Raw genomic sequence first — 26,437 nt, 5'->3', positions numbered from 1 at the left:
GTGGCTCCATGCGTTGCAGACGGCGATGATCTCATCCTCGCACATTCCGTGCGGGGGCCGTCCACAACATCACCTCTATGCGACGCAGGTCCGTATTGTCATACGCCCGGCATCCGTCCCCCGCCTGCCCCACAAGCCTGACAATCGCCTTCGCGACGGTTTTCGCATCAATTGCACCGTATCTGGCGAGTCTGCCAACCATCAGCGGTGCCAGCACCGCCGCCAGTCGCTGGCCGATCGCCTCCATCGGCCGTGCTTCCGCACGGTGACCCAGCAGCATGCCGGGGCGTATGATGTCTACACGGCTGAAGCCGAGCGCCCTGATGCCGTGTTCGATCGCGCCTTTGGTCCTGAGGTAAAAACCGGGACCACCTGCCCCGACGGAGGACACGAGAATGAACTGACGCGCACCAAGCACACGGGCTCCTCTGGCAAAAGCGAGGACATAATCGTGATCAACACGGAACATGGCCGCCTGCGATCCTGCGGTACGAAGTGTCGTGCCCAGACAGGAAATTGCTGCGTCAGCGCCGGAAAGGGCCGCAGCATGTAATGTCGTTTCGGGCGCAGCGCACAGGCGTTCGAAATCCATGACATGATCAGCTTCACATGATTTCCGACGCGTCAGGCTGGTGACGACGGTGTCGGGGCGCGTGGCAAGGTCCGCATGGACAAAATGCCCGATGAGGCCGGTGCCACCGACAAGCAGCACGCGCGTTGTCATCGCAGGATCAGATTGGTGATGGCGTCGGTGAGTTTGCCGAAAGGCGGCTGAAGCAGCGTTGCTGCATTGAAACGACCCTGTTGGTACACACCACGGGCATGCGTGAGTGCGATGAAGCCTTCCCTGCCGTGATAGGCCCCGATGCCACTATCCCCAACCCCGCCAAACGGCAGGTCATCCTGCGCAATATGCAGCAGGGTGCCATTGATGGTGACGTTTCCTGAAACCGTGCTCTTCAACACCTTGTCGCGTTCAGTGCGGTTGTCGCCAAAATAATACAGGGCCAGAGGATGCGGCCGGGCGTTGATGAAAGCGATGGCTTCGTCCAGTGTGCGATAGGTCAGCACAGGCAGGACGGGGCCGAAAATTTCTTCCTGCATCACCGCCATCTGCGGTGTCACATTCAGCAGCAGCACGGGGGCCAGAACATGATCTGCAGCTGAGTCGCGCCCCAGCCGGATCACCCGTGCGCCCTGTGTTTCAGCATTGCCGATAAGACCGATCAGTCGCTCGTAATGATGCTGGTTTAGAATGGCGGTATAATCAGGTGACCCGACGTAACCGCCCGGATGCTGCTTTTTCACGGCCTCCTGCCAGGCCGAGGCAAAAGTGTCCCTGTCGTCTTCGTGAACCAGCACATAATCCGGTGCGATGCAGGTCTGCCCGGCATTGGTCAGCTTGCCGAACGCCACGCGGTCCGCCACCCGCTGCATGGAAAAACCGGGCTCGATCACCACCGGGGACTTTCCCCCCAGTTCAAGCGTGACCGGGGTCAGGTTGCGCGCCGCCGCCTCGGCTACCTTCTTTCCAACCGCCGTGCTGCCTGTGAACAGGATATGATTGAAGGGCAGCGCCGAGAACGCGGCCCCCACTTCGCCACCGCCCGTGACCACAGAAGCCTGTTCCGTCGGAAAAACGGCCTGAACGATCTCGCCAATCACCGCCGATGTGGCCGGCGTGAATTCCGACGGTTTGAGCATGGCCCGGTTGCCAGCTGCAATGGCTGTCGCCAGCGGCACGAGTGCCAGGGAGACCGGATAATTCCACGGTGCGATAATCCCCACGATGCCCACCGGCTGTCGGACCACCCAGGCGCGGCCGCACTGGAAATAGGCCGATACGTGACGGCGCTGCGGTTTCATCCAGTGTCCCAGATGCGCGATCATGTAATTGATCGACTGCACCAGCGGGATCAGTTCCACGATGGCGCTTTCCCGTTCCGACCGCTGGCCGAAATCCGTTTTCAGGGCGCGCAGGATGTCACTCCGCCGCTTCAGGATTTCGGCTTTCAGATGGCGCAGATCGGTCCGGCGCTGTTTCAGGTCGGGTGGCCCGGCATTCAGGAATGCAGCGCGCTGCTGATCAAGAATGCGGCGCAGGTCAGCGGGCGTAACATCGGACATCATGCCCTCCATGTTTACAGGAGAAACTTATGCAGGCAGGATATGGAGCAGGACGATCTGGTGTCAATGAAAGTTTCTTTTGCAAACATAGGTCTCACGAATGAGTGAAATCAAGGACCGCCCCTACCATCACGGTAACCTGCGTCGTGCCCTGATCGATACGGCTATGGACATGCTGGCCGCAGATCAGAACTGGGCTTTCACCCTGCGGGAGGTGGCGCGGCGCACGGGTGTCAGCCACGCAGCCCCTTACAAGCATTTTCGTGATCGTGAGATGCTACTGCGGGAACTGGCCCGGATCGGGTTCATCAGGCTTGGGGAGAGCCTGACAGAGGCCATGTCGGCAGGCCTGCCTTCCATGCGCGCGCAATTCGTGGCCGCAGCGCAGGCCTGTATCGGGTTTGCCTGTCAAAATCCCGGTCTTTATCGCCTGATGTTCAGTGCCGATGCAGACAAGACGATAGACCCGCATCTACATGACGCGGCCATGAGTACCTTCGGGATTCTTCTGGGTCTTCTGGAACGCGGGCAACGTGACGGAAGCTTCCGGTCGGTTGCCGTCAGCGCCCTGGCGGCGGCCTGCTGGGCGCAGGTGCACGGTCTTGCCATGCTGGCGATCAACAATCAGCTGCTTGAAGAGAAGGTCGGGTCAGCTCCGGTCCCGGCCGCGCTGGACGTGTTGCTGGACGGCATGTGCCGCAACGACTGATCGGGCTACGACACGATGTCGGTTTTTTGGACCGCGTGATGCCTGCTTTGGCATCGGGCCTGTTCGCCATGCGCAAGGCTTAGGTGTGTAGTCTCCGGCACACCATAGCCGTTCACTGCTGTCCAATGGCGCAATAGCCAAGCAGCAACAGGACTGTCTTCATCCCCGAGAAAAGGAACCGAATTCATTCGATCATCTTCAGGAAATGCGTCAGAACAGGATTGGACCTGCCTGCACGCCAGACGACACCAATATCCCATGACAGTTCCTGCCCCGGAAGGGGCCGGATAACGATAGATCCAGTGTCTGCAGTAACTGTATCAATAGCTGACTTATGGATCAGCGCCATACCAATTCCCGCTGAAACCAGCGCAACAAGTGTCCAGATCGTGTTAACTCGATGAACAGATGCTGGAAAAAAATTATGCGCTGCGAAGAGTCGTTCAATCCTCTTATTCAGGTCTGGTGACAGTTCAGGACGCAACAGTATGTATGTCGATTCTTTGGGTAATAAATCATCGAATTCTTCAATGGTATGAGACCATTTGCGCGGGATCGCCAGGACCAGAGCATCACGGGTCAGTGGACGGGCTTCCAGATCTTCCTCCACCGGCAGGCGCATGAAACCGACATCAAGGTCGCCGCTACGGAGCTTTGCGATCTGGTCGTGGGACGGCGCATCATCGAGCGTAAAGGTCACATTAGGAAAACGGTTCTGGAAACGGGGCAGTAGTGACGCCATGATATCGACAACCGAAAGGTTGAATCCCAGGCTCAGATGGCCACATTCCCCCCGCGCTTCACGTATCCCGCTTCGCCATATTTTATCTGCATGATGCAGTAATGGCCTGACTTCAATCAGAAATCGCTGGCCGAAAGGCGTCAGGCTCGTACCCTGCCGACTGCGGTCAAAGAGCGCCGCGCCTAGCAGATCTTCCAGCCGTCGGATCTGCTTGGTCAATGATGGCTGCGACAGATGAAGCCGTGACGCGGCGCGCCCGAAATGACCTGTTTCACCAAGAACCACGAACGATCGCAGAAGCTCGAGATTGGCGTTCTGCATCCGATCGAGGGGTAGCAGTGGAGTGGAAGTGAAAGACATCTGCGAACATCCTTCCGCCGCAAACCGGGTCATGCGTGGGCCGTCATGCCCTTCGGCTATCACGATAGACAACAAGAGTTTATTTATTCAACAATTAATATGATCAATAATAGAAATAGTGAAAAATATAACGATTATATATCGCTAAATTTCATTCCAAAGATCAGTCCAGACAACAGGGATGTACATATGTCGATCAAGGGAAAGATTTGTCTCGCCGGTTTCCTGAATGCTGGTCCTCAGGGCACGGCGGGATGGCGCCAGCCGGGTGCCGCACCTGATTTTCTTTCAGCCGCTTATTATGCCCGGATCGCCCGAATGCTGGAAAATGCATGCTTTGACCTGATCTTCATTCCCGACGCGCTGGCTGTTCCCCGCAGCATGTCCGACAGCACTGCCCCCGCCATAAGCTGGGGGGCGGGCACGCCCAGACTGGACCCAATGGTCGCACTGGGGGCAATGGCAGGCGTAACCAGCCATATCGGGCTAGCGGCAACGATGTCCGCCAGTTTCAATGAGCCCTATAATATTGCGCGCTCCTTTGCCACTTTCGATCATCTGTCCAGTGGCCGGGCCGCATGGAACATCGTGACCAGTTTTCAGGATGCAGAAGCCCAGAATTTTGGCATGGACCGCCTGCCTTCACGCGAAAAACGCTATGACAGGGCAGAGGAAGTCCTGCAGGCGACGACACGCTTATGGGATAGCTGGGCTGATGACGCGCTCGTCGAAAACAGGGAGACGGGGCAGTTCGGAATACCGGAAAAAGTCTCAGACGTGTCCTACTGCGGCACTTACGTGCAGGTGCGTGGTCCGTTAGCTGTCCCGCGACCACCGCAAGGTTACCCTGTTCTCGTTCAGGCTGGCGCGTCATCGCGCGGGCGTGATTTTGCGGCCCGTTGGGCAGACGTGATCTTCTGCAGCCATGAATCCCTTGAATCGGCCATTGCTTTCTATACCGACATGAAATCCTTGGCTACCGCTTACGGACGCGATCCCGATCAGCTCAAAATCCTCTGCGCAACCTGCATTATTGTGGGGACGACCGAAGAAGACGCGCTGCGCAAAAAACAGATCGCCGAGGACCTCGTCCTGCCCGAAGCGGGCCTTTCACGCCTTGCCTACCATATCAATGTCGATTTGACGCAATATGATCTCGACAGTCCCCTGCCGCCTCTCGATGAGGTTGGCATTGATGGGCATTATCGCGAAATCGTTGAATTTGCACAGCGTGAGAACGCCACCCTGCGCCAACTGGGCAAATGGTATGGCGCGCGCAGTGAGGGCAACATGGTCGGCACTCCACAGCAGGTAGCCGATGCGATGATCAGATGGCAGGAACTGGGGGCGGCAGATGGCTTCATGATCATTCCAACCCATGTACCCGGTGCGTTTGAAGATATCATCGCACTGCTGCTGCCAGAATTACGACGACGAAATGTGGTGAGGACAGCATACGAAGGAACGACCCTGCGCAACCATCTGGGTCTGGCTCGACCAGCGCGCGGCGCATGGCGCGACCGGGTCCCGCAAAGTGCCGCCCGGATGAATGGAGTCCCCTGATGAAACATGTAACATGGGAACACGACAACGTCCGCCAGACCTGGCAAGCCCTACCCGTGCGCAAACCTTTCATCTATGGGCAGACCAATTATATCGCGGCGACCCTCAGCGCCAACGTCCTGCTGGCTGCTGGTGCCGTAACGGCGATTGGGGCGATTCCATCGGCTGTCGAAATTTTTGCCAGCAACGCTGACGCTATATGGATAAACGCAGCAGCACAGGTAACAGACCCGCCGGAGCAGCTTTTTGCTGCTGCACGCATCGCGCGGGACAAGAACATTCCATGGGTGCTGGACCCGGTCGCCATGGGGGCTGGGGCGGAGACCTACGACAACGTGATCCGGCAACTGCTGACCTACCGCCCGGCAGTCATTCGCGGCAACGCAAGCGAACTGATGGCACTGGCGGGGGGGGCTGGCGGCACAAAAGGTGTTGAGGCCACGCTCTCTCCCGCGGCTGCGCTGGCTGCCGCGCGCGACCTGGCCTGCCGTTCCGGTGCAGTGGTTGCGATCAGCGGCCCGGTTGATCACATTACGGATGGTACATCGGTCAGGCTGGTTCCGGGCGGCTCACCGATGCTGACACGTATCACAGGAGCCGGATGCAGTCTGGGAGCGCTGGTCGCTGCACTGCTTCGTGTTGCCGCGACACCATTGGAAGCAGCCACGGTTGCACACGCAGCTTATGCCATCGCAGCAGAACGGGCGGCTGAACGGGCCCGGGGGCCTGCATCCTTTACAATGGAATTCGTCGATGCGCTCTCATGTCTGGCTGATAATTGATATTGTGGTTCATCTGCCCATAATTGCCAAATTATAATGCAATCATCTATTTATTACTTATGTAATACGTTAAGAAAACAGGCAGGATACCATCAACACCGGGGGCTCCAGCGTATTCCGGAAGAGCTCCCGATATTGTCATGCCAGATTACCGGTAGGGAGCAGTTACCGCGACTGCCGCCGCCTTTTGCAGAATATGCCGGGGTTTGTGGATAGTATCGCATGAACAGGATGGCCGCGAAGGCAACCCCTCTTCTGCCCGTCAATGGCATTGAAGTCCATTGACACCCTACCAGTACCCTTGTCTACGCCACTGATATGCTGACCGGCCCGGCACACCAGCAGAGCGACGGATTCCATCGACCCGATCCGCGGAATTATTCGAAAAAAACGGGCTTTTGAACAGGCTTGCCCACCACAAAACAGATATTCCGCGTCCGCAGCGGCGGAGCACGGCAATTGTCCGAATGAGTTCTGACACGAATATATGCACTTCATAATTCATGTCGACTATCAGCGTGCATAACAACAATCTATTTTAAAAAACTATTATGATCGTATTGTTTTGGGAGGGTTAATATATATCCACGGTATATTCCGTTGATTTATGCAGCCTGTTATGAATTGCGGGACCATATCAGATGAAACAGACATATCGCCCGGGCACATTCTTGTTTTTCCTGTCCATTCTTGCCGTAGGGGAAACAAACGCCGAGACCATATCATCTCATCCCCAACCGTCACCGACCGCGCGCCCCAGCCTTGCCGGTAAAAAATCTGAATCGGATTCAACTGCCCGACCACATGCCGCCGTACATTCTGCAGACAGGGCTACGCCACAAAGTGAGAACGTCGTGGTCACTGCGATCCGACATCAGGCAGGTGGCGCGCTCGAAGTCATAACCCAGAATTCCCTTGGTCATTATGCACCCGGCACCAACCCGATGCAGATGCTCAATCAGGTTCCGGGACTCAATTTTGTATCCGATGATGCATTGGGGAATGAAAGCTGGGGATCAAACCTCTGGATGCGCGGTTTTACACAGGCCCAGCTTGGCGTCACACTTGACGGCGTACCGCTTGGTGCCCAGGAATATAATACCTATAATGGACTACTGGCGAATTTTGCCATCACATCGGAGAATATTGACCATATTACCGTCTCGGACGGTGGCGGGATGGTCGCGACCCCTGCAACGACAAATCTTGGTGGTGCCATCCAGTATTTCTCCAGTGACCCTGCCGACCGTATGGGGGGAAAGGTTTCCCAGATGTTCGGAAGTCGCGACACGTTCCGGACCTTCGTACGGTTCGATAGTGGAAAATTAAATCCTTCCGGCACGAAATTCTATGTGTCCTATGTCCGATCCGACCAGAGCAGGTGGAAAGGCAGCGGTAATCAGTTCAATCAGCAGCTGAATGCGAAGCTTGTCCAGCCTGTCGGCGAATCAAGCCAGATATCTGCCTTCTTCGATTGGGATGAACAGGCCTATTTCTCTTACGCCGATCAGTCGCTGGATATCCTGTCCAGCCTGGGGCAGCGGAACGATTTTTATTATCCCAACTATACAGCGGCCTACCGCGCGGCTCAGGGTATCTTTCCCAAAAACTTGCAAAATTATCCGGGCGCTACGGATGTCTCCTATTATGACGGGGTTACGTTATCCAGCGAATATCTTGGTGGCCTGAATTTCGATTTCAAACTGAACAAGCATATCCGTTGGCTGACAACCGTGTATGGACATGGGTCCAGACAGTGGTCCACCTGGACTGACCCCTATCTGCCGTCGCCAAATGGCGCCCCCTTGTCCGAACTGGTCATCCAGCCACAGACCCGGCGTTTTGGCCTGACTTCCACCGTCAGATATCGGTTCGGCCGCCACCATTTTGAAAGTGGCGTCTGGTACGAAAACAATTCCAATTCCATTGGTGAATTCATGTATCAGGAACCCCTGCTGGGACAGGGCAGCCCGATCAATCCACTTGCCAACCGCTTCGGGACACCATTTCAGCAGAACTGGGGCATGCAATACAATACGAATACTTTCCAGTTCCATCTGGAAGATGTCTTCCAGATCCTGGCTTCACTTCGACTGCAGGCCGGATTCAAATCGCTGCTTGTCACGACACATGGGGGTGCCAAGGAAAACGATGCCGCCTATACCGGTCAGGCGATGCTGGCCAGTGGTTCACTGACATCGGCAGCCCCTGCCCTGCCACACTTCAATGCTTTGTGGACGTTTCTGCCGCATCATGAAGTCTATTTTGATATTTCAAAAAACATGCGGGCGTACGATTACGGCGCATATGAATATGGATCTGCCTGGGGCGTTACCAACCAGCAGACATTCCAGCAGATTCATAATAGACTCAAACCCGAAACGGACTGGGATTACACCATTGGCTATCGCTATGCTTCGAAGTTGCTCAGTGCCTCACTTGACCTTTACCATGTTGATTTTTCCAACCGCCTGCAATCCCTGACGTCGGGTTCGATCATCTCGCCAGTCTCGACCCTGATCAATGTCGGTAGCGTGACAATGAATGGTCTGGATGCCGCCCTGACTGTCCAGCCAGTTGCAGGATTATCGATTACAAACAGTATCAGCTACAATCATTCAGTTTATGGCCAGAACGTCGCCAGCAGCGGCGTTTCCTATGCGCTGAAGGGAAAGAAAGTCGTCAATTACCCTGAACTTATGTACAAGGCACGGATTTCATATGCCTATCATGGGGCGGAAGCTTATTTTGACGCCAATTACATTTCCCGCCGTTATCTGAGTTACGTGAACGATACCTGGGTCCCCAGCTACTGGATGACAAATCTTGGCGCACGCTATCGTTTTGGGAATTATGGCCTGATACGGGACGTGACTGTTGGTTTCAACGTCTACAATCTGATCAATACAAAATATGTCGCACAGATGGGCGAAAACGGAAATCCGCTCAGCGGTGACTATCAATCGATCATGTCGGGATCGCCACGATCTTATTTTGGTTCCATCAGTGCTGGTTTCTAATAACATCCCATATCGTGGAACAGGATCCGTCATCATGACACATACGACAAATAGTGATCTACCACTTCTTGTATCCGTTGACTGGCTGATGAGCAGGCTTGAAAGTCCTGATCTTGTAATTCTGGATGCCCGCGTCGTTCGCCAGGTAGAAACGGATGGCAGCGTAACCTATCAACCGGGTGAAGCATGTTTCCAGCATGGAGGACATATCCCCGGTGCGCGGTTTGCGGACCTGTTCAACGGCTTTTCCGCCCCCAGCGCCCGCTTTGCATTTACCTGTCCCGGCATTACCCAATTAGGGATAACCGCACGAAAACTTGGCCTGCATCCACATAATCGAATAGTTATCTATGATGCCCTGACCGGCGCCTGGGCTGCGCGCATATGGTGGATTTTACGGGTATATGGTCATCAGAATGTGGCCGTACTGAACGGTGGCCTGACAGAATGGCAAAAACAGGGAGGATCCCTGGAATACGGCATCCCGGCTGATCCCAAGACCGGATCATGGATACCCACACCGATTGCACCGCGAAGTTTCACGTCATTTCCTGAAGTGGTCGATATTGTTCAGGGACGTAGACCGGCACATCTTATATGTGCCCTGACAATAACGAATTCAAATAGCGACGCACATTGCGCTTCCATACCGGGCAGCTACAACCTTCCATATCGTGGTCTGCTTGATGATGCCGGCAAGCTTGATCCCGCAGCCATTAGACGTGAGACGGAGCGGCTCAATCTGAAAAAAGACGACGATATTGTTCTGTATTGTGGGGGCGGTATCAATGCAGCCGGATTGGCGCTCGGACTGGAACTTGAAGGTTTCAGACATATCGCCATTTTTGATGGATCACTGGAAGAATGGTATGCCAAGACCGGTCTGCATTCAACCTGATACCATTCGGGCTATCCCCTGTTGATGGGAATCATCAGGGTAAGGCGTGAGTTGTACAGATGTGCCGGGTGGGCAGGAATGTCCATTCTCGCTGGCTACCGCCCGGACCATGCCATCACATGCATCTCTTGTCGGGCAATAGACGAAAAATCCGGATACTCCTGCTAAATTTGTCGAAATCCCTTAATTAGGCTCTGAACCCGCCGCGCACATATGCACGCTTGTCCTGTTTCATGGCTGTCGGCATCCCGTCATATACTGACAACAACCTGGTGCGGTTGTCGCGCCACGGTGGTCGCATGCCGTCCGCCGGTGGGGCACATTACTGAAAATCCGCGCGGTATTTCGTCACGGCAGCCTGTGCGCAGGCTTCGTCCTTTTCCCCGCCCGGTGCGCCGGACACGCCAATCCCGCCCAGCACGGCATGGTCCGACGCCCGGCGCAACGTGACCCCACCGGGCACGAACAGGACTTCGGGAATAGTATTCAGCGCCCCGTTGGCCGGTCCCGTCACCTTGGCCGCGATCAGCGCGCTGGTGGTATCCATGTTGAAGGCCATGCCATAGGAATAGGCCGTATAGGCCTTGCGATAGGACACCGACAGCGACTGCAACGGCACACTATCGCCCTTGATGACGGCCTGCTGGTGGCCTGTCGTATCCACCACGGTCGCGGTCACGGAATATCCCTGCTTCGCACACGCATCCACGGCCTCGATCGCCAGATGCGCCGCCGTCATCCAGTCCAGCTTGGGCGTCATGACCACATGCCCCTGCGCATGGGCAGGAATGCTGGCGCACAGTCCCCCCGCGACAAGGGCATGCAGCATGAACCGGTTCATATACATCATGCCTGTCCCTTCCCTGCAGCTGGCCGGCGACATGATGCAGAACGGGTAGAACGGCATGCAATCGCAAAAGCGGCTCCTCACATGATGGTGTTGGCAGCCGGGATATCGTGCAGATCATAAAGAAGTTTTTGGTGAAGCTTTTTCCAAGAAGCTTCGAAAGACGCTGCCCTTAAAAAAAGGCAGCGTCCAAAAACTTTTGTTTTTATCGGTCAAACGGCAATATCAGTCTCCCGCCGCGCCCATGGTGGGATAGTCGATATAGCCTTCCGGCCCATGGGTGTAGAAAGTGGACGGGTCCGGTGGCGTAAGCTCCACGTCCGCGCGCAGGCGTTCGGGCAGGTCGGGATTGGCGATGAAGGCCTGGCCAAAGGCCACGGCGTCGGCGCGTCCGGCCTCAATGGCTTTTTCGGCGCTGGCCCCGGTGAACTTTTCGTTGGCGATATACACGCCGCCAAACAGTTTCTTCAACTGCGGGCCAAGGCTGTCCGGCCCTTCGGCTTCACGCGCGCATATGAAGGCGATTCCGCGTCGACCCAGTTCGGTGGCGATATAGCCGAACGTTGCGGCGGGATTGGAATCCCCCATGTCATGCAGGTCGCAGCGCGGTGACAGATGCATTCCCACCCTGTCACTGCCCCACACGGCAGTGGCGGCGTCGGTCACTTCCAGCATTAGCCGCGCGCGGTTTTCGATTGATCCGCCATACTGGTCGGTGCGGTGGTTGGTGGAATCCTGCAGGAACTGGTCCAGCAGGTAACCGTTCGCGCCGTGGATTTCCACCCCATCAAACCCGGCCACCTTCGCCAGTTCCGCGCCATGGCGGAAGGCATCCACAATGCCTGGGATTTCTTCCGTGCGCAGGGGGCGGGGGGTGACGTAATCTCGCATCGGCCGCAACAGGCTGACATGCCCCCTGGCCGCAATCGCGCTGGGGGCAACCGGGGCTTCCCCATTCAGGAAATACGGGTCCGAAATTCGTCCGACATGCCACAGCTGCATGAAAATGCGCCCACCCACCGCGTGTACGGCAGATGTGATCTTCTTCCACCCTTCCGCCTGCGCATCTGTCCAGATGCCGGGGACGCCTTCGTACCCGATGCCCTGTGGCGTGACCGGCGTCGCTTCCGACAGGATCAGTCCCGCCAGCGCGCGCTGGGCATAGTATTCGGCCATCAGGTCGTTGGGAATATGCCCGGCGCCTGCGCGCAGGCGCGTCAGCGGCGCCATGACAATGCGGTTGGGCAGGGTCAGCGCACCGACCTTGAGCGGCGTGAACAGGGTTGGCATGGGGCGTCTCCACGGTTCGTTCTGGCGCGGATGATGGGCCTATCATCGCCTGCCTGCAACCCGCATGCGCGACACTGGCCGCATTACGGGCATGTGCCCGCCTTTTTCAGCAGCACATCCCATTTTCTGCAGGTTTCCACCGCTCCGTCGCCCAGCCCGGTGCGATAGAATATCTGCGTGTGGTCGGGATCGTTCATTTCAAACGTAATGCCGGCCTCGCGGCCCTTGCGCTGGTTACGGATGCTGGACAATGCGGTTTCGCACGCGGTGATCGTGCCGATCCTCCCGCCATCCCAGAATTCATATCTCTGCTTTTCCTCGCTTTCAGGAACGTCAAACAGCACATCTGCGATTTCATCAGGGCACGCGATGACATGATCCCCCTTCTCCATGATCATGATTTCATGACCATCAAACATCAGCGCATTGGGGTAGTTATCGGTCAGGGTGCATTCACCGGTGATGATCGGCTGTTTCATCAGCGGCTGCAGGCGTTCTTCAATCAGGGTGTTGAAGTATCTGTCCGGCCGGGCAGCCTGTATCCGGGCGTTGATGACGGGCCTGCGGATAATCAGGCCCCGTACCCCTTTTATCATCATGATTATGGATAGGATGGGCAAGGCAATCAGGTAATGAAACGTAATAACCATGATCATAAGTTTGGATCTGGTGCGATATGCAATATCACCGTCCAGTCTGGTCTGGATCGTTATTTGTCTCCAGGAATATGGATGATGTCCACAGCTTGGCGTTTACAAGGAATGCAGGCAGTGCCCGGAAAAGCGCGGGCATGAACACGATACTGTTGCTTGCGAACAGGTCCTTGAAGGCTTCCCATCCCGCCTTGGTAAACAGGAACAGTAGGGAACCGATCGTGTACATCGCGATGGTCATGACTATCGTGAATGGATGCGACAGTCGGCTCGGCTGTGTGATGACGGTAATCATCAGGCCTTCGAACACAAACGCTATGACGAAGCTTTTTGCCACGAAGTCCGGACCGAACATCTGGCCAAGTTCACGATAGTAATTTTTCATCTTTATCAGGAAATTCGCCGGGCGCTCCATATTATAAATCGTAATGAACAAAAGCGTATGGCATTTTTTTTGTTACCATCCGGTCCATAAATGGCGGGCAGGTTTTTCCACTTTGCAGCATTAATTTGTACATATTTGTCTAAACCGACGCGTACGCACCCCCGCCTACCTGTCACGGCATGCCGATAACAGGCCCGTCCGGACTTTCTATGGTTTTGCACCGATAGCAGGGGCCATGTCCGTGCCCCTCACATCAGGAATAGGCGGGAATGCCGCATGTAGAATCACGGGGCCGTATCGCCCATGGTGCGCGGTGGACCCCGGCCTCGGGGTCAGGGCTGCGATCTCTCCGGCGGGGGCAGGTCTGCACGGATGGCGGCGGAATAGTCGGGACCGATCACTGCATCCTGTGAGCGGTGGATGCGGCTTGCGTCATGCACCGCTGCAAAACCGGGATAACGTTTCGGATCATACGGGCCCAGCAGATCCATATCATACGCCATGGCCGCCGTATGACCGCTGAGGATCACGCGCCAGTCAAACCGGTACCGCAGCCGCGCCCCTGCCCGCGCCAGTATGCCAGTAGTACAGTTGTCGGTCAGGGTGTTGTACCATACCGGGCGGTAGATGATGTCATGGATCGCGCCAACGTAGCTGAGGAACAGGCGCTGGCGCACTTCGGGCGCGATGTTCAGGCGGTATAGGTACACCCGTTCCCGCCGGACGTCAGTGCGCACCCCGATCAGGTCACGTTCATCGGCGGTGACGTAGAACAGTTCGTAATGATGGAAGAACCCGGCAATGGTAGAATAGGGGAAACGGGCCTGCCTGCGTGTTTCGATGGACATGGCGAGATGCTTGCCATCGGAAAACCCGAAGCTGAGAAACACATGCGCAATCGCCTCCCCCGCCCAGTAGGAGGTCACAAGGTCCACGCTGTCCAGCCGGTTAAGGTCATACGTCGCGTCATACCATGCCGGAATGTAATCGGTTTCGGTGCGATAGCGGAAATTGCGCACGTTTCGGACATGCACCACATCCCCCACCCGCCATGCATCGGCCGGGACGGCGTATTCACCCGCCCAGACCCGGTCGTTGCGCGGCGGGTCGGTCACGTACCAGATCGCCAGCGCGCTCACCGTCATCACCCGCACCGGAAAGATCAGGCCCGTCGGGCGTAGCCAGCGCGCGCAAACCATGATGGCGGGAAACGCCATCGACAGCCCCAGCCGTAGTGCATCGGGTTCAACGGTGGAATAATACAGCGCTCCCACACCCGGCAGCAGGGCCGCCCCCTGTAACGCACGGGTGCCCCAGTACCGCATCCGATGCCACCCGCACGGCCTGGCGGGACGGTCGGGTGGCCCATGTGACGCATGCCCACCTGTCCCATTGGTGGCGGCATCCTGTCCATGTGGGCATGTCATGGCCGCGCCACCACGGTCCGCCGCGCATGGCGGGGTGTGCCGGGGACTGCCGCCGGGGGCATGTCCCGCAGCGGGTTCTGGGCCAGCTGCAGCAGCAGGATGCGCTGGACCTCGGCTATGGTGGCGGGGTTGGACTGGGTGGAGTGTTCGGAATTACGGACCACCAGTTCGGACTGCACGTCGGGGATGTGCGCGCTTTCATAAGTTACCACCCCATCATCGGCATGGGCCAGGTCGCGCGGGTTGCCACAGACGGGAATGATGGAATTGGCCTGCACATCGGGGGCCATGGGTATGGTGGGCAACGTACGCATGAACGCGCTGCGGGGTGACATGGCGTACACACTGCCCAGCCGCAGCACGCGGTTGTTCAGGTGCGTGCTGTCCCCTGCCCCGGTCACGATGTCGCGCGCGGTTTCGGTCACGCGCACCGGCAGGCTGACCATGCTGCCGACCAGGCGTGCGATGGACATGGCCGCAAGGTAGCTGCCATGCTGCGGGGTGGAAATGAACACCACGCGCTGGATTTCGGGCATGGCGGTGGGAAACATGGTTTCGCGCACCAGGTCGCGCGTGCTGTCGTTCAGATGGAACGAGGACAGTGGCCGTCCGGCAGTGCCGTCCCACAGCCGGTCACCGGGGTTGATGACCAGCATGCGCGCCAGCAGTCCGCCCTGGCTGTGTCCCACCAGCGTGATATGTCCCAGCGCCGGGTCCGCCTTCACCCCGCCCAGACTGTCCACCGCCTGCGTGATCGCATGCCGCAGCTGCCATGCCGAATACGGGATGGGGTTGGATGTGGCGTAGGAGAAGAACCAGAAATCGAAATGGTCACGGATACGCCGGTCTTCCAGCAGGTCATTGACCATAATGGCCCAGCGGTACGGGCTGGACGCGGTGCCGTGTATGAACACCACCGGCATGTTGCCGTGGCGGTGCGGCGTCATGGCGATCAGGCGCGGGCGCGTGCCGTCATAGGTCGTGCCGTCAAAGAAACCGCGATATTCCTTTGTCCACAGCGCGGTATCCACCAGGCTGAGCGCACGGGCGGCGGTCTGGTCATATTCGGCGGGCACGCGGGCATGGCCGATGGGGGTGTCCGGGCTTTCATCCATCACCCGCAGCACCAGCCGCCCGGTCAGGTGCGTACCCAGCGCCTGCGCACGCGGGTCGTCCATTTCCAGTAGCAGACTGGCAGGCACGCGCAGCCTGTCCGATACGCTGAAGCTGCCATCACCTGTGGTGCTGGCTCCGCTGCCTGTGGGGTCGCCGCTGGTGCGGGTGTCGCCGTCATGCGGCGCGGGGGTGGCGATGGCGCGCAGGGCATCGTCATGCGCGGGGCCGGTCAGATCGGCTACGGCGGAAGGCTGGGTCAGGTGTTTCGCGTCATGCGGGACAGAGGGCGCGGATGGCGACGGCGCGAATGCAGGATCTGGACGGGCCAGCGCGGTCAGGGGTTCACCCAGCCCAGGGGTGCGATAGACATTGGGTATGCCGCCAACCCCCAGCGTCGCCGTGGGCTGCAGGCGTTCCAGCAGCCGCCCGTGCCAGCGCAGCTGCGCTGGGTCGGCATCCAGCACGATATCACCAAACGGCAGGGCGCGGGTCTGCGCCGTGATATTGACCGGGGCTGGAAAGGCCGCTGTCAGCCCAAGGTTGTACAGGTCGCATGCCTGTCGGAAACGTTCATCATACGGGCTGGGGCTGTCCGCCTGCCCGGGCTGGAGGAAGGCATAGGCATAGACCGCCGCCGCAAGAAAATCCTGCACATGGTGGTGGCGCAGGCCCTGACGGTAGCTGAGTTCCGCCAGCGCGAACAGCACGTCGGCCTCATCATCATGGTCCTTCGCCTGCGTGCGCAGGGTTGCGATGGCCCGGTCAGGATCACTGCGCCATGCGGGCAGCAACCCGTGGCGGCGCAGCACGATCATCGTATCATCGCCCGGTCTGCCACCCTGCAATGCAGTGCGCGCGCTGTCACGATAGCTGTGAACCAGCGACACATGCCGTACTGTAACCGGCCCCGCGCACCCGGCCAGCAGCACAAGCGCCATTACAATCCCGCCGCGTGCGGCATGGCCCGTATGGACAGGACGGCGTGTGCTGCGTGCCGGCGCGTGCCGGGCGCCCGTGGGGGTGCGTGTCATGCCGCAGGTTAAGCACCTGTTGATGCATCGCGCAATGCGCTGGCGGCCCCGGTATGGGTGGCGGATGGTGGAGGTTGCCGGGGCTGACTGCCTGCGCATACAAGCAGACGGACAGCAATCGCCTTCTTTTCGGAAACACAATTCGACAATACTACGTTCCGAAAGCAGACTTGAGCAACTTGTAAAAATTACAGAATAAACAGAAAAATTCTGATCGGTTATACGCTTTAAGGCATGTAGAACGTAGAGATTCTTATTTATACTTTCGATAGTTACTGACTTTTTTCAAAAAGGCAGCATTTCTTGACGCGTTCTGAAAAAAGCTTCACCACAAAACTTCCTTATGATTGCAGGATGCTTCCTGGACTGACTTTTCAGACTGTCTCTTGGCGTTTCTTCCGTGTACGGATTTATGATCTGGTAAAGCACGGTGCACAATAGCCCTATTTATTCTGTCAGCCAGCCTACAGTCATCCCTGCATTCGGAACCGGATTGGCCCGCAGGCATGTGACGGCATGTCGGAATGGTGGGCTATCGGCTGTGTCTGTCTATATACGCATATGTAGTCAGCGACACATGACAAAGGGATTCCTGCTTAAGATCGCGTGAAACTTCCTTATCAGACAGGGAGTTATGCGCAGCTTTCAGGGCCTGTCGCCGCACCGGGATCGCCATTCCGGTGCGGCCGGGGTCACTCTGCATTACCAATGCGCCATGTAAATGCGGGGCCGCCTAATACCCTGCGGCTGCGCCATCCTTGCGGTGGTCGGACGCACCGCGATACACGCCCGAATGGGGGTCGATCATGATTGCCTGATAACCGCCCATGATCAGGCCGTTGCCTTCATCCACTTCATGCCCCATTTCCTTCAGCGCGGGGCCGACAGCCTGATACAGTCCGGATTCCAGCACGACATGGTTGCTGGACTGTGAATGAGAAAACCGTGCGGCGTCGGATGCGGCCTGTGGGTTGGCTCCGAGGTCGAGCATGTTTTCCAGCACCTGCAACTGTCCCTGCGCCTGCTGGTCGCCATACATCACGCCGAGGCTGAGGAACGGCCTGCCCCCCTTCAGCACAAAGCCGGGAATGATCGTATAGAACGGCCGCTTGCCCGGGGCGATGACATTGGGGCTTTTTTCATCAAGACTGAACTGCGCGCCACGGTTGTTGAGCAGGAAGCCATAGCCGGGTACGGTTACGCCAGAGCCGAATTCGTCATAGACACTGAATATGAGCGAGACGACATTGCCCTCGCGGTCAGCCGTGGTCAGGTACACGGTGCCCCCCACCGGGTCGCGATCCGCCGTAATGGTAGAGGCATGGCGCGGGTTGATCCGGGGACATTGTGACCGGGCATAGGCCTTGCTGGTCAGTTTCGCGGTCGGCACGGACACGAAGTCCGGATCCCCGACATACTGCCGCAGGTCGGCATAGGCGATTTTCTTCGCTTCGATCAGCAGGTGCCAGAACAGTGGGGAACGTGGCCCCTCCCCGCGCGGATTGATCCCGATTTTGGGCCCGCACTGTTCAACGATATTCAGGGCCTCCAGCACGGCAACGCCCTGTGTGCTGGGTGGCATTTCATAAATGTCGTACCCACGATAGGACGTGGTCAGCGGCCTGACCCATTGCGGTCTGACCCGGTCGAAATCCGCGGGCGTGAATGTGCCGCCCAGCGCCTGTGATTTCTTCACGATGGCATCCGCGATCGGTCCCCGGTAGAAGGCATTAGCCCCCCCGGTTTCCAGCAGGCGCAATGCACGGGCCAGATCGGGGTTGCGGAATACACCATACAGTCCCGGTGGTCTGCCATGCGGCAGGTAAACCGACGCCGTATCGTGATCCTTGCCCAGCAGGCTGGCATATTCCTCCCACTCGGCTTCCACCCTTTCGGTCACGCCAAACCCGTCTTCCGCCAGGCGGGCGGCGGGTTCCAGCGTGTCACGGAACGACATGGTGCCATAACGGGCCCGGATGGCGTCCCACCCGGCCACGGTGCCGGGCACCACGGCGGATTCAATGCCTGTGTACGGAACTTCCTTCAGGCCCCGGCTGCTAAAACGTTCCGGCGTCGCTCCCGATGGCGCATGCCCGGCGGAATCCAGCGCGACAAGTCGATGTTCCTTTGCCACCCACGCGATCATGAACAGGTCGCCCCCGATCCCGGCGGATTCCGGTTCGACCACGTTGATGGCGGCGGCGGTGGCGATCGCTGCGTCAAAGGCATTACCACCGCGTTTAAGGATATCCAGCCCGATATCCGCCGCCAGTGGCTGGCTGGTCGCCACCATGCCATGCGTACCCAGCACCTCGGACCGCGTCTGTCCGGTCCATCCATAGCCCCGGTCCCCGCGCAGGGGATTGAAGGGGGCTACGGTCTGCGTATGCGCTGGTGCGGCATGCACATATCCCGGCAAAACGGCAGTGCAGGCCAGCAGCACTGAAAACGCGACGGTGGGCAGTTGCATGCCACCTGCCCTTCGCCTGCACCGCGCGGAACTGACCGGCATGCTCCGGCCGGAACGAAAACCCTGCATGCCGGTATCCCTTTCTGTATGCGTATCCATGCGACCTTCAGCTTTTGTGGTGACAGGCCGGGACAGGGAAACCATGCCCAGACCGGCTGTCGCCCCATATATATCATTTTTTTTTAATAACGAAATATCGAGGCGGCATCAGGCCAGCGGAATGCCATGCATGTGGATCGACTGTTTTCAGCGGGCACATGCCCTGCCGTGGCATTGCGCCGGAACAGAAGGTGCAATCGACCGGTCTATGGGCATCCATGCAGTGTGGAATGCGCATCCTGTCGCACCGGGCGTGGTCGGTCCGGCATCCTCCTGCCGGGATCAGTGCAGAACTTTTTACAACCATCCGGGCGGCCTGCTCGCAGGTGCGGGATCTTACTCGGTAATGCAGGCATCAGGACCGTATTGCATGGCAATATGACCGGCATGCGCATCCTGCCCCGCACACAGGAATTCAGGATATATTGTTTTCACTCACTGAAATTATGATATTTAAAAAAATAATTATCAATAAGTTACTTGTATTTTATTGATCAATCGATCCCGGCTGTTCGATAATGACCCGAATGCCCCATGTCTTTCCGCCATCAGCAGTGGTCAGTACGACCTGATAGGTTCCGTTATTTGGAATTATGATATGATCGAGTGGCGTATCCGTTGATGACCAGATGATATTCCTGTCATCATAATGTTTTAACGACACCGTCATTGGCACGACCGGTGCTGCCGTGATCCCGCTTATGATGGCGGCTTTCTGGATGTCTTTTGGCAGTAAGCTCTCGATCGCCCTGATATCGATATCGCCACCACGGTTGGATGGCAGGCTCAGGATAGCGGAAATGCAGGTTTCGTATTCCCTGTAGCTCTCGCTTGTGCAGGGTGTCTGGACGGTCACGCTTGCCGGGGTATTATCGGGCAGCTTCACGTCTGTTGCATACGCCTGGCCAGTCAGCAGGAGTGCCGGAACAAAGGCGAAAAAGCGTTTACTCATGGTACGAGACACCTTACGGGAAATTTTAGCCAACCGTGCAATCCTGTTCAATACGCGAAATTCTCTCCCCTGCACAGGATATGATGAAGCCGTGCCGGTCAGATAACGCATTATTATATAATAACACCTACCCCCATGGAAATTGTTTTCATCTGCCATGCCTGCGGCTGAAACAGGCAGCGCGCCCAAGACCATATTTGCATTCTTCACATCTGACACATTTTGTATCCTCCCGGTTTCAGGGCATGCTGTGCGCCAGCGTCCGGCCTGATGTCTCTCCTGTCCGGTATGGCGGGGCAGTTCCCCCGAAACCGACGACAACGGGGCACGGGTTCATGGCCGTTTGGCATGGCTGCATATAGATTCAGTATAACTTACGTTATTTTAATAATGCCTTACACTTCGGCAGCCGGGGTGCCGTTCTGGGGTATCTGTCTTATATTATTGAAAAATATGTATGAAATGACGGCGATTGTGCTTATCGTCATTGCCAGATAAAAATCAATGTCGTTACAATTCAAGAAAGTCACGTGTTACCATGACAGGGTATCATCAGGTCAGTTCATGAAGTCAGTCGCCCGACCACCATCGAAAAGCAGTGAAAATACAAGATAATACGTCATATTAAGAAATGTAGAGTTCTATTGTTATGAAAAAAATTATGGTGGTGCCGCTCATTTTATTGCTGGGTGGATGTTATGGCGTTGGCTCCCAGAGACTGGACCATGATCAACTTGACTATTCTCAGGCGTTGATTGGCTCTTCCAAACAACAGACACTCCTTAATGTCGTCCGGCTGAGATATGCCGACACGCCGGGCTTTCTGGACACGACCCAGCTGATTTCCGGCTACCAGTTGCAGCGCAATATTTCCATCGGCGTTGGCTCGGACTCCAATCCGATCAGGCCCGCGGGCGCTATCGGGGCGCAGATACAGGAAAGTCCGACTTTTACATTCCAGCCTGTTACGGGTGATGCCTATGCGCAGAGTTTCCTGCGCCCGCTTCCGCCGGGTAGCCTGCTGCCCCTGGCCATGGGGGGACTGCCCATAGATATTTTGTTCCGCCTGTCGGTCCAGTCAGTCAATCTTATCAATAACGCGGGCTCCATCGGGGGCGACGTTGGCCGGGGTTCGCCTGAATTTTTCGAGCTGATCTATGACCTGCGTCGGCTGCAGATTGCGGGCCTTCTGGGCATACAACTTGAACATAGCGAGGAAATACCAGGAAAAACCCCGGCTTTTGACCGGGTATTCCTTACGGTATCATCGACTACGGACCCCCTTCTGGCCGAAGTTGTGAAGTCAACACGGCGCTTTTTTGAAATGGGTCCGAAAGATGAACGTGTCGAAGTCATATACGGAGCGGGAAGGCCGCAACATGGCCAGATCAGGCTGCTTACCCGTACAATGTTGGGCGTTTTAGGGCAGATTGCCTACCAGATCGATGTTCCGCAGGAAGATATTGATTCAGGGCGTACCCTTCCCAAGATCATCCTGATAGGACGCAATACAAAGCCAACGGTTTTTGTTCATGTCAGTAATGAACGGCCACGCCTTTCTTTTGTATCAATAAAATACAATAACAAATTCTATTATATATCGGATACCGATTTTCCCAGCAAACTTGGATTTACAATGCTGCAGATCCTGATGGAGCTTTCAAAAACCACCAAAAATCCGGGTGCCGTGCTGACCATACCGGTGAATGGATGAAGGCTGTCAGCCTGTTGCCTGAAACATAACAACATGGCCTGAAAACAGACTGCGCCACGCGTTCTTTCTTCAAAAAAAAACGTAATCGTTTACGCGACTTATGGGCGCACAGACCGGGCCTGCACGTCGTCCAGACTGAAACAGCGCCTTCTCCTGAAAGCTGATCAGGATCATGGCCAGCAAGCTGATCGGACCAATGATGTTTTCTAGCAGGCGTGCCCGTTCGGACGGCACTACCCCTGATAAAGAAATAGCCCGTCCGGATCCATGTAAAGACCTGGAAAAACATTCGTAGGTCATGCTGGTCTTCGGCAAAGGCGCTCCCCCGCCGCCGCTCGACCACATCCTGCATGACGGGGCCGTGCGGCCTATCGCCCCAATCGTGAAGACGATGGCAATAAGAGCGTTGGCAAGAAGGGGTTCGATCCACAACCCCGCCTGCCCCCGCAAACCGCACTCAGAATCGCCAGCATCAACGCCAGTCCATTGAACAGCAGCCACACACATGGAAGGCCCAGATTCCGCCGTGCATCAACCCGTCGCCGGTAACAAACACGCCCCAGTCCACGCGCCCCGTATTCCCGGAACAGCAGCACCCCCCAATTCGGGCGCAATACCCACAAAGGCTGACTGACAGGTCATGGGCCTGTCCGCGGGTCAAGAAAAACATCGGGTACGAAACTGCCGTAGAAACCGTCCGGTATCCGCTGGGGCAGGATTACGCTGGCCAACCGGACCCATCAGCCACACGCCCCACATCAAAAACGACCAGCCGCGATTGTGCGAACGTTGGCCGCCAGGGCAGACCCAGCAGCCATCCGTCATCGGGTCGCCCCCATGGCACAGGCCATGCGCGGAGCAGCGTGCCGCCTGCGCCACTGGTGACACGGGCGGATACGGGGGACACACTGTGGATGGAATACGTGGCCGGTGGGTCAGGCACGGTTGACTGGCTGATGTGGTACGACGCGGCAGGCCGCCCCCGTGTGACATACAGCGCGGTGATGGATCATCCCTGTGCAGCATGCTGCGTGCGCTGGGTCACGGAAACGCCCTGTCCCCACTGTTCGCATCCTGACCAGCGCCGATGGCATCGCATGCTGGCACCATCAGGCGTTTGCTGATACCTGATGGCGGCAGTGACATGTGCAACACGACAGGCAAGGCGAACAGGCTCCATGACATATTCCTTTCCCTTCATGCGGCGGCTGGCGCGGTGCGTGGCCTTTGGCGGTATCGTGCTGCTGGGCGCGTGCGCGACCGGCCATCATACCCCGGCGCATGCATCGCGCATCGGCATGGCCAATCCGGCCTCGGTTTACTGCCAGCAGCGTGGCGGCACGGTGGAAATGCGCACCACATCGCAGGGCGTGACAGGCTGGTGCCACCTGCCCGATGGCACGGTGATGGAAGAATGGGTGCTGTTCCGCCGGGATCACGCCACCACCACGCCATGACATGCCCTCCGCGCGCATGATCGGGGTTGCCGCCCTGCGTGGCGTGGCGCTGGCAGCGCTTCTGGGTCTGGGCGCGTGTGATGACGCGCTCATGGCCCGACGCACGCCTCCGCCCGCGGACTGCGCGCGCCGGGGCGGGACATGGCAGGTAAGTGATAATGGGCATACCGGCCTGTGCCGCCTGCCACCCGGCGGGCAGGTAGCGGGGTGGACGATTGTGCCTCGCGGCCATTAAACCGTCATCTTGTGCCCTGATATTTCCCTACTGCTGCCCAACTGACAGTGTGTCATACTGGTATGAAACCGCATAATTTCCCTTCTGTCCTTTCCGTCCTGCGCGGCGCGCTGCGGCAGGGGACCCTGATTGCAGGCATGGTGGCTATCGTAGCCCTGCCTGTCGGTGCATGGGCACGGCCATGGGGACCGGCATGGGGGCCACCGCATCACCGGCACTACATGCGGCGTTATCCGCCGCCGCCCCCGCCACCACCGCCGCCGCCACCCATGCGGATGGGGCGGTTTTACGGCCCCCCACCACCGCCCCCACCCCCGATGATGCCGCCGCCGCCCATGTGGTAGGATGCAACCCCTGCGCGGCTGTGCCGTTCCTCCCCCAGAACAGATGGAGGATAACGTGCCAGCCGTGCCCATGAACCACCTGCCCCGTATCAGGGCGACCCGTCGCCTGCTGCCCCTTATGCTGGGGTTTGCACTACCACTGGCCGGGTGTAGCCATGGAAAGATCGGGGAAGATTTCTGCATTTCGTGCGCGGGTGAAAATCATGCCGAAGCAGGCGCGCCGGGCGCGAATGCCACAGGCAGCCATGGCATATCCGGCCCACGATCGGCGGACAGCCAGGGACCAGCGGCACCGGGCACGCCGCGCATGTAGTGCCGCGGGGCTGACGTTTCATGGTCCGGCCGGGCGGGCATTCCCAAGGTCACACCAATGTGTCCGCAGCGGCCATGATAGCGGCAAACCCATGCCGACAGTCCACGTTTGCCCCATACCACCCCATTGGAAAACAGACAGGAGGACAGATAATGAGGCGATCCGTTTTCTGCGCCCTCCCGATCGTGACAGGGTTGGGAACGGCACTACCGGCGAATGCATATTCCGCCGATCCCGGCACACCGCAACAGGTCGCGGCGTGCAAGGTCGATGCCCTGCGGCTATGCCCGCTGGACATACCGGATACAAGACTGGTCGAAGCCTGCATGCAACGCCGGATTGCCGATCTTTCACCTGCATGCCGGGACACCGTGCAGGGTAAATGACGCCGTCCCGCAAACTCCGGGGGTATGACGTGGCACAGGCCCGGCCACCCCGCCGACGTTCGGAGGCTCACATGAAAATCTCACGAAGCCTGACTGGAAACATCTCCAACATGACTACCGCCATCGGTGATTTCCTGACCGGCGCACAGGGCGACCGTTCGGGGGCACTGTCGGTGCTGAACGATATTCTTGGTCCCCTGCCCGCACCGGACCAGCCCAGCATGCTGGAACATCGCGCGCAGGAACTGGGCATGCTGCCGCTGATCCGCACATGGCAGGAGCGTGACAACACGTCGGTCGCGGATGAAAGCACCATCCATGCCCTGTTCAGGCCGGCGGAACTGCAACGCTTTTCCAACCAGACCGGCCTGTCGGAACGCGCGGCGATGAATATCCTGCGCGATCTGCTGCCTTCGGCCATCCGCCACCGCGCGCTGAACGCCCGCGCGGGCTGGCAGCAGATGGGCCAGACAGATGCCACCACCCAGCAGCGGGTGGCTGGCGAATAACAAGCAACCCCTAAAAAATGGCGGCAACATGCGTGCCGCCTGACTGGCCCGCCCGCCAAGGGGTTTTCCCCGGCGTGGCGGGCTTTTTTTGTGCCTGTATTTCACAGATATCAAGCAGCACCCCGCCTTGATATTCACCATGAGCGAACGTCAACTCGTCAGTGTCGTCCGGGCGATACCTGCCAGGCCACGAAAGTATCACCCGGGCCGAAGGTCTGGCCACGATGGGCATTGGTGCTGCGGAAATGGCCGGTGCCGCGGGCCTGATGGCTGCCCCTGAAGTTGCCTGGCAAGGTTGGCGGCATTGCGCTTGCGGCCCATGGCGCCGACATGATGGTCGCCGGACAGCAGGCGTGGAAAAATGGCACCGAAGTGCTGGAAACAAAAGGCGGTTGACCAGAGCATGTAGGTTATTCGCCAGCAGGCAATACATGCCTGTAACACCCGGGTTCATGGTCGTGGATCATCCCGGCGGCCTGCATCCAGGCGTAGACCGTGACCGGACCGACGAAACGGAAACCCCGCGCCCGCAATGCGGTGGACATGGCGTGTGACAGGGGAGATGACGCCTGAACCGGTCCGGGATTATGCACGGGCACATGGCCCACCATGCCCCATGCAAAGGTGGCGAAGTCCTCGCCCCGGTCACGCATGGCGATATAGGCGCGGGCATTGCCAATGGTGGCGACAATCTTGGCGCGTGCGCGGATAATACCCGGATCGGCCAGCAGGCGCGTGATGTCAGCATTCCCAAAACGGGCCACGCTGTCGGGATCGAACCCGGCAAAGGCACGGCGGAACCCTTCGCGCCGTTTCAGGATCGTGCGCCATGACAGCCCGGCCTGAAAGCTTTCCAATACCAGCATTTCCCATAACTGACGGCTGTCATGCACTGGCTGGCCCCATTCGTTATCATGATAGGCCATCATCATTGCATCCGTCTGCGCCCATTGGCACCGTGGACGGGTGGGATCAGGTGACATGGGAACGGGTTCCTTGGAATTGTTT

General features: G+C 57.9%; 25 protein-coding genes. 11 read left to right on the top strand and 14 right to left on the bottom strand.

Going from position 1 to position 26,437, the window contains the following annotated elements; genetic code table 11:
* Window positions 1-31: 31 nt before the first annotated feature.
* Together MSKU9_RS03070 and MSKU9_RS03065 are read right to left on the bottom strand one after the other, a co-directional pair.
* Window positions 32-724: an NAD(P)H-binding protein gene (locus MSKU9_RS03070; RefSeq protein ID WP_141259860.1), complete on the bottom strand. Its 693-nt coding sequence runs from the start codon at window positions 722-724 to the stop codon at window positions 32-34.
* Entirely contained in the window at window positions 721-2,127 is a 1,407-nt protein-coding gene (locus MSKU9_RS03065; RefSeq protein ID WP_141259891.1) for a coniferyl aldehyde dehydrogenase, read from the bottom strand. The genes MSKU9_RS03070 and MSKU9_RS03065 overlap by 4 nt, the downstream gene beginning before the upstream one ends.
* 100 nt (window positions 2,128-2,227) lie before the next feature.
* Here MSKU9_RS03065 and MSKU9_RS03060 point away from each other — a divergent pair, with 100 nt between their 5' ends.
* The gene (locus MSKU9_RS03060; protein ID WP_141259859.1) at window positions 2,228-2,836 is read left to right on the top strand and encodes a TetR/AcrR family transcriptional regulator; all 609 of its coding nucleotides are present in this window, start codon (window positions 2,228-2,230) and stop codon (window positions 2,834-2,836) included.
* A 184-nt stretch (window positions 2,837-3,020) separates the two neighbouring features.
* Here the strand turns inward: MSKU9_RS03060 and MSKU9_RS03055 are convergent, their stop codons facing one another.
* Entirely contained in the window at window positions 3,021-3,938 is a 918-nt protein-coding gene (locus MSKU9_RS03055; protein ID WP_162515714.1) for a LysR family transcriptional regulator, read from the bottom strand.
* A 189-nt stretch (window positions 3,939-4,127) separates the two neighbouring features.
* Between MSKU9_RS03055 and MSKU9_RS03050 the strand changes: the two genes are divergently transcribed.
* From MSKU9_RS03050 to MSKU9_RS03035, 4 genes are all read left to right on the top strand, one after another.
* Window positions 4,128-5,501: an LLM class flavin-dependent oxidoreductase gene (locus MSKU9_RS03050; RefSeq protein ID WP_141259857.1), complete on the top strand. Its 1,374-nt coding sequence runs from the start codon at window positions 4,128-4,130 to the stop codon at window positions 5,499-5,501.
* Window positions 5,501-6,283 (top strand): hydroxyethylthiazole kinase, encoded by a 783-nt coding sequence (locus MSKU9_RS03045; protein ID WP_141259856.1) that lies wholly within the window; start codon window positions 5,501-5,503, stop codon window positions 6,281-6,283. The genes MSKU9_RS03050 and MSKU9_RS03045 overlap by 1 nt, the downstream gene beginning before the upstream one ends.
* Before the next feature lie 641 nt (window positions 6,284-6,924).
* On the top strand, window positions 6,925-9,303 hold the full coding sequence (locus MSKU9_RS03040; RefSeq protein ID WP_141259855.1) for a TonB-dependent receptor domain-containing protein: 2,379 nt from the start codon (window positions 6,925-6,927) through the stop codon (window positions 9,301-9,303).
* A gap of 34 nt (window positions 9,304-9,337) precedes the next feature.
* Window positions 9,338-10,201, top strand: a complete 864-nt coding sequence (locus tag MSKU9_RS03035) for a sulfurtransferase (RefSeq protein WP_162515713.1) — start codon at window positions 9,338-9,340, stop codon at window positions 10,199-10,201.
* A 322-nt stretch (window positions 10,202-10,523) separates the two neighbouring features.
* On the opposite strand, the gene MSKU9_RS03030 is transcribed toward MSKU9_RS03035, so the two are convergent.
* The 8 genes from MSKU9_RS03030 to MSKU9_RS02995 all read right to left on the bottom strand — a co-directional run bounded on the left by MSKU9_RS03030 (window position 10,524) and on the right by MSKU9_RS02995 (window position 20,690).
* Window positions 10,524-11,042 (bottom strand): GlcG/HbpS family heme-binding protein, encoded by a 519-nt coding sequence (locus tag MSKU9_RS03030; RefSeq protein ID WP_370685908.1) that lies wholly within the window; start codon window positions 11,040-11,042, stop codon window positions 10,524-10,526.
* A 231-nt stretch (window positions 11,043-11,273) separates the two neighbouring features.
* Window positions 11,274-12,338, bottom strand: coding sequence for an alkene reductase (locus MSKU9_RS03025; protein ID WP_141259853.1), 1,065 nt, complete (start codon window positions 12,336-12,338; stop codon window positions 11,274-11,276).
* Window positions 12,339-12,421: 83 nt separating this feature from the next.
* On the bottom strand, window positions 12,422-12,988 hold the full coding sequence (locus MSKU9_RS03020; protein WP_227002340.1) for a hypothetical protein: 567 nt from the start codon (window positions 12,986-12,988) through the stop codon (window positions 12,422-12,424).
* 34 nt (window positions 12,989-13,022) lie between these two features.
* Complete coding sequence (locus tag MSKU9_RS03015) at window positions 13,023-13,376, bottom strand: hypothetical protein (RefSeq protein ID WP_227002339.1); 354 nt, start codon at window positions 13,374-13,376, stop codon at window positions 13,023-13,025.
* A gap of 332 nt (window positions 13,377-13,708) precedes the next feature.
* Window positions 13,709-14,803 carry an Lnb N-terminal periplasmic domain-containing protein gene (locus tag MSKU9_RS03010; protein ID WP_193557614.1) on the bottom strand — a complete coding sequence of 365 codons (1,095 nt, stop codon included), beginning with the start codon at window positions 14,801-14,803 and terminating at the stop codon, window positions 13,709-13,711.
* Window positions 14,800-16,950, bottom strand: a complete 2,151-nt coding sequence (locus MSKU9_RS03005) for an esterase/lipase family protein (protein ID WP_141259850.1) — start codon at window positions 16,948-16,950, stop codon at window positions 14,800-14,802. Before MSKU9_RS03005 ends, MSKU9_RS03010 begins: the two co-directional genes overlap by 4 nt.
* A gap of 733 nt (window positions 16,951-17,683) precedes the next feature.
* A complete protein-coding gene (gene ggt, locus MSKU9_RS03000) occupies window positions 17,684-19,420 on the bottom strand; it encodes a gamma-glutamyltransferase (RefSeq protein ID WP_227002338.1) in 1,737 nt (578 codons plus the stop codon).
* A 586-nt stretch (window positions 19,421-20,006) separates the two neighbouring features.
* Complete coding sequence (locus tag MSKU9_RS02995; RefSeq protein WP_227002337.1) at window positions 20,007-20,690, bottom strand: hypothetical protein; 684 nt, start codon at window positions 20,688-20,690, stop codon at window positions 20,007-20,009.
* 430 nt (window positions 20,691-21,120) lie between these two features.
* On the opposite strand from MSKU9_RS02995, the gene MSKU9_RS02990 reads away from it, so the two are divergent.
* Entirely contained in the window at window positions 21,121-22,185 is a 1,065-nt protein-coding gene (locus MSKU9_RS02990) for a hypothetical protein (protein WP_141259848.1), read from the top strand.
* A gap of 718 nt (window positions 22,186-22,903) precedes the next feature.
* On the opposite strand, the gene MSKU9_RS18345 is transcribed toward MSKU9_RS02990, so the two are convergent.
* Window positions 22,904-23,128 (bottom strand): hypothetical protein, encoded by a 225-nt coding sequence (locus MSKU9_RS18345; RefSeq protein WP_193557613.1) that lies wholly within the window; start codon window positions 23,126-23,128, stop codon window positions 22,904-22,906.
* A gap of 235 nt (window positions 23,129-23,363) precedes the next feature.
* Between MSKU9_RS18345 and MSKU9_RS02980 the strand changes: the two genes are divergently transcribed.
* Window positions 23,364-23,642, top strand: a complete 279-nt coding sequence (locus MSKU9_RS02980) for a putative hemolysin (protein ID WP_141259847.1) — start codon at window positions 23,364-23,366, stop codon at window positions 23,640-23,642.
* Between the two features lies 1 nt (window position 23,643).
* Window positions 23,644-23,877, top strand: a complete 234-nt coding sequence (locus tag MSKU9_RS02975) for a hypothetical protein (RefSeq protein WP_141259846.1) — start codon at window positions 23,644-23,646, stop codon at window positions 23,875-23,877.
* Between the two features lie 144 nt (window positions 23,878-24,021).
* Here the strand turns inward: MSKU9_RS02975 and MSKU9_RS17855 are convergent, their stop codons facing one another.
* Window positions 24,022-24,228, bottom strand: coding sequence for a hypothetical protein (locus MSKU9_RS17855; RefSeq protein WP_154670662.1), 207 nt, complete (start codon window positions 24,226-24,228; stop codon window positions 24,022-24,024).
* A gap of 48 nt (window positions 24,229-24,276) precedes the next feature.
* Between MSKU9_RS17855 and MSKU9_RS02965 the strand changes: the two genes are divergently transcribed.
* The 3 genes from MSKU9_RS02965 to MSKU9_RS02955 all read left to right on the top strand — a co-directional run bounded on the left by MSKU9_RS02965 (window position 24,277) and on the right by MSKU9_RS02955 (window position 25,429).
* The gene (locus MSKU9_RS02965) at window positions 24,277-24,534 is read left to right on the top strand and encodes a hypothetical protein (RefSeq protein ID WP_227002336.1); all 258 of its coding nucleotides are present in this window, start codon (window positions 24,277-24,279) and stop codon (window positions 24,532-24,534) included.
* Window positions 24,535-24,686: 152 nt separating this feature from the next.
* Window positions 24,687-24,920, top strand: a complete 234-nt coding sequence (locus tag MSKU9_RS02960) for a hypothetical protein (RefSeq protein ID WP_141259844.1) — start codon at window positions 24,687-24,689, stop codon at window positions 24,918-24,920.
* Window positions 24,921-25,030: 110 nt separating this feature from the next.
* Window positions 25,031-25,429, top strand: a complete 399-nt coding sequence (locus MSKU9_RS02955) for a hypothetical protein (RefSeq protein WP_227000568.1) — start codon at window positions 25,031-25,033, stop codon at window positions 25,427-25,429.
* A 410-nt stretch (window positions 25,430-25,839) separates the two neighbouring features.
* Here MSKU9_RS02955 and MSKU9_RS02945 read toward each other — a convergent pair whose 3' ends face one another.
* Window positions 25,840-26,412, bottom strand: coding sequence for a DNA-3-methyladenine glycosylase I (locus MSKU9_RS02945; RefSeq protein WP_141259842.1), 573 nt, complete (start codon window positions 26,410-26,412; stop codon window positions 25,840-25,842).
* Between the last annotated feature and the right edge of the window lie 25 nt (window positions 26,413-26,437).

The sequence above is a fragment of the Komagataeibacter diospyri genome (assembly GCF_006538165.1).
GTDB lineage: Bacteria > Pseudomonadota > Alphaproteobacteria > Acetobacterales > Acetobacteraceae > Komagataeibacter > Komagataeibacter diospyri.
The sequence above is the reverse complement of the archived record's forward strand: the minus strand, read 5'-3'. Positions and strand labels throughout refer to the sequence as shown.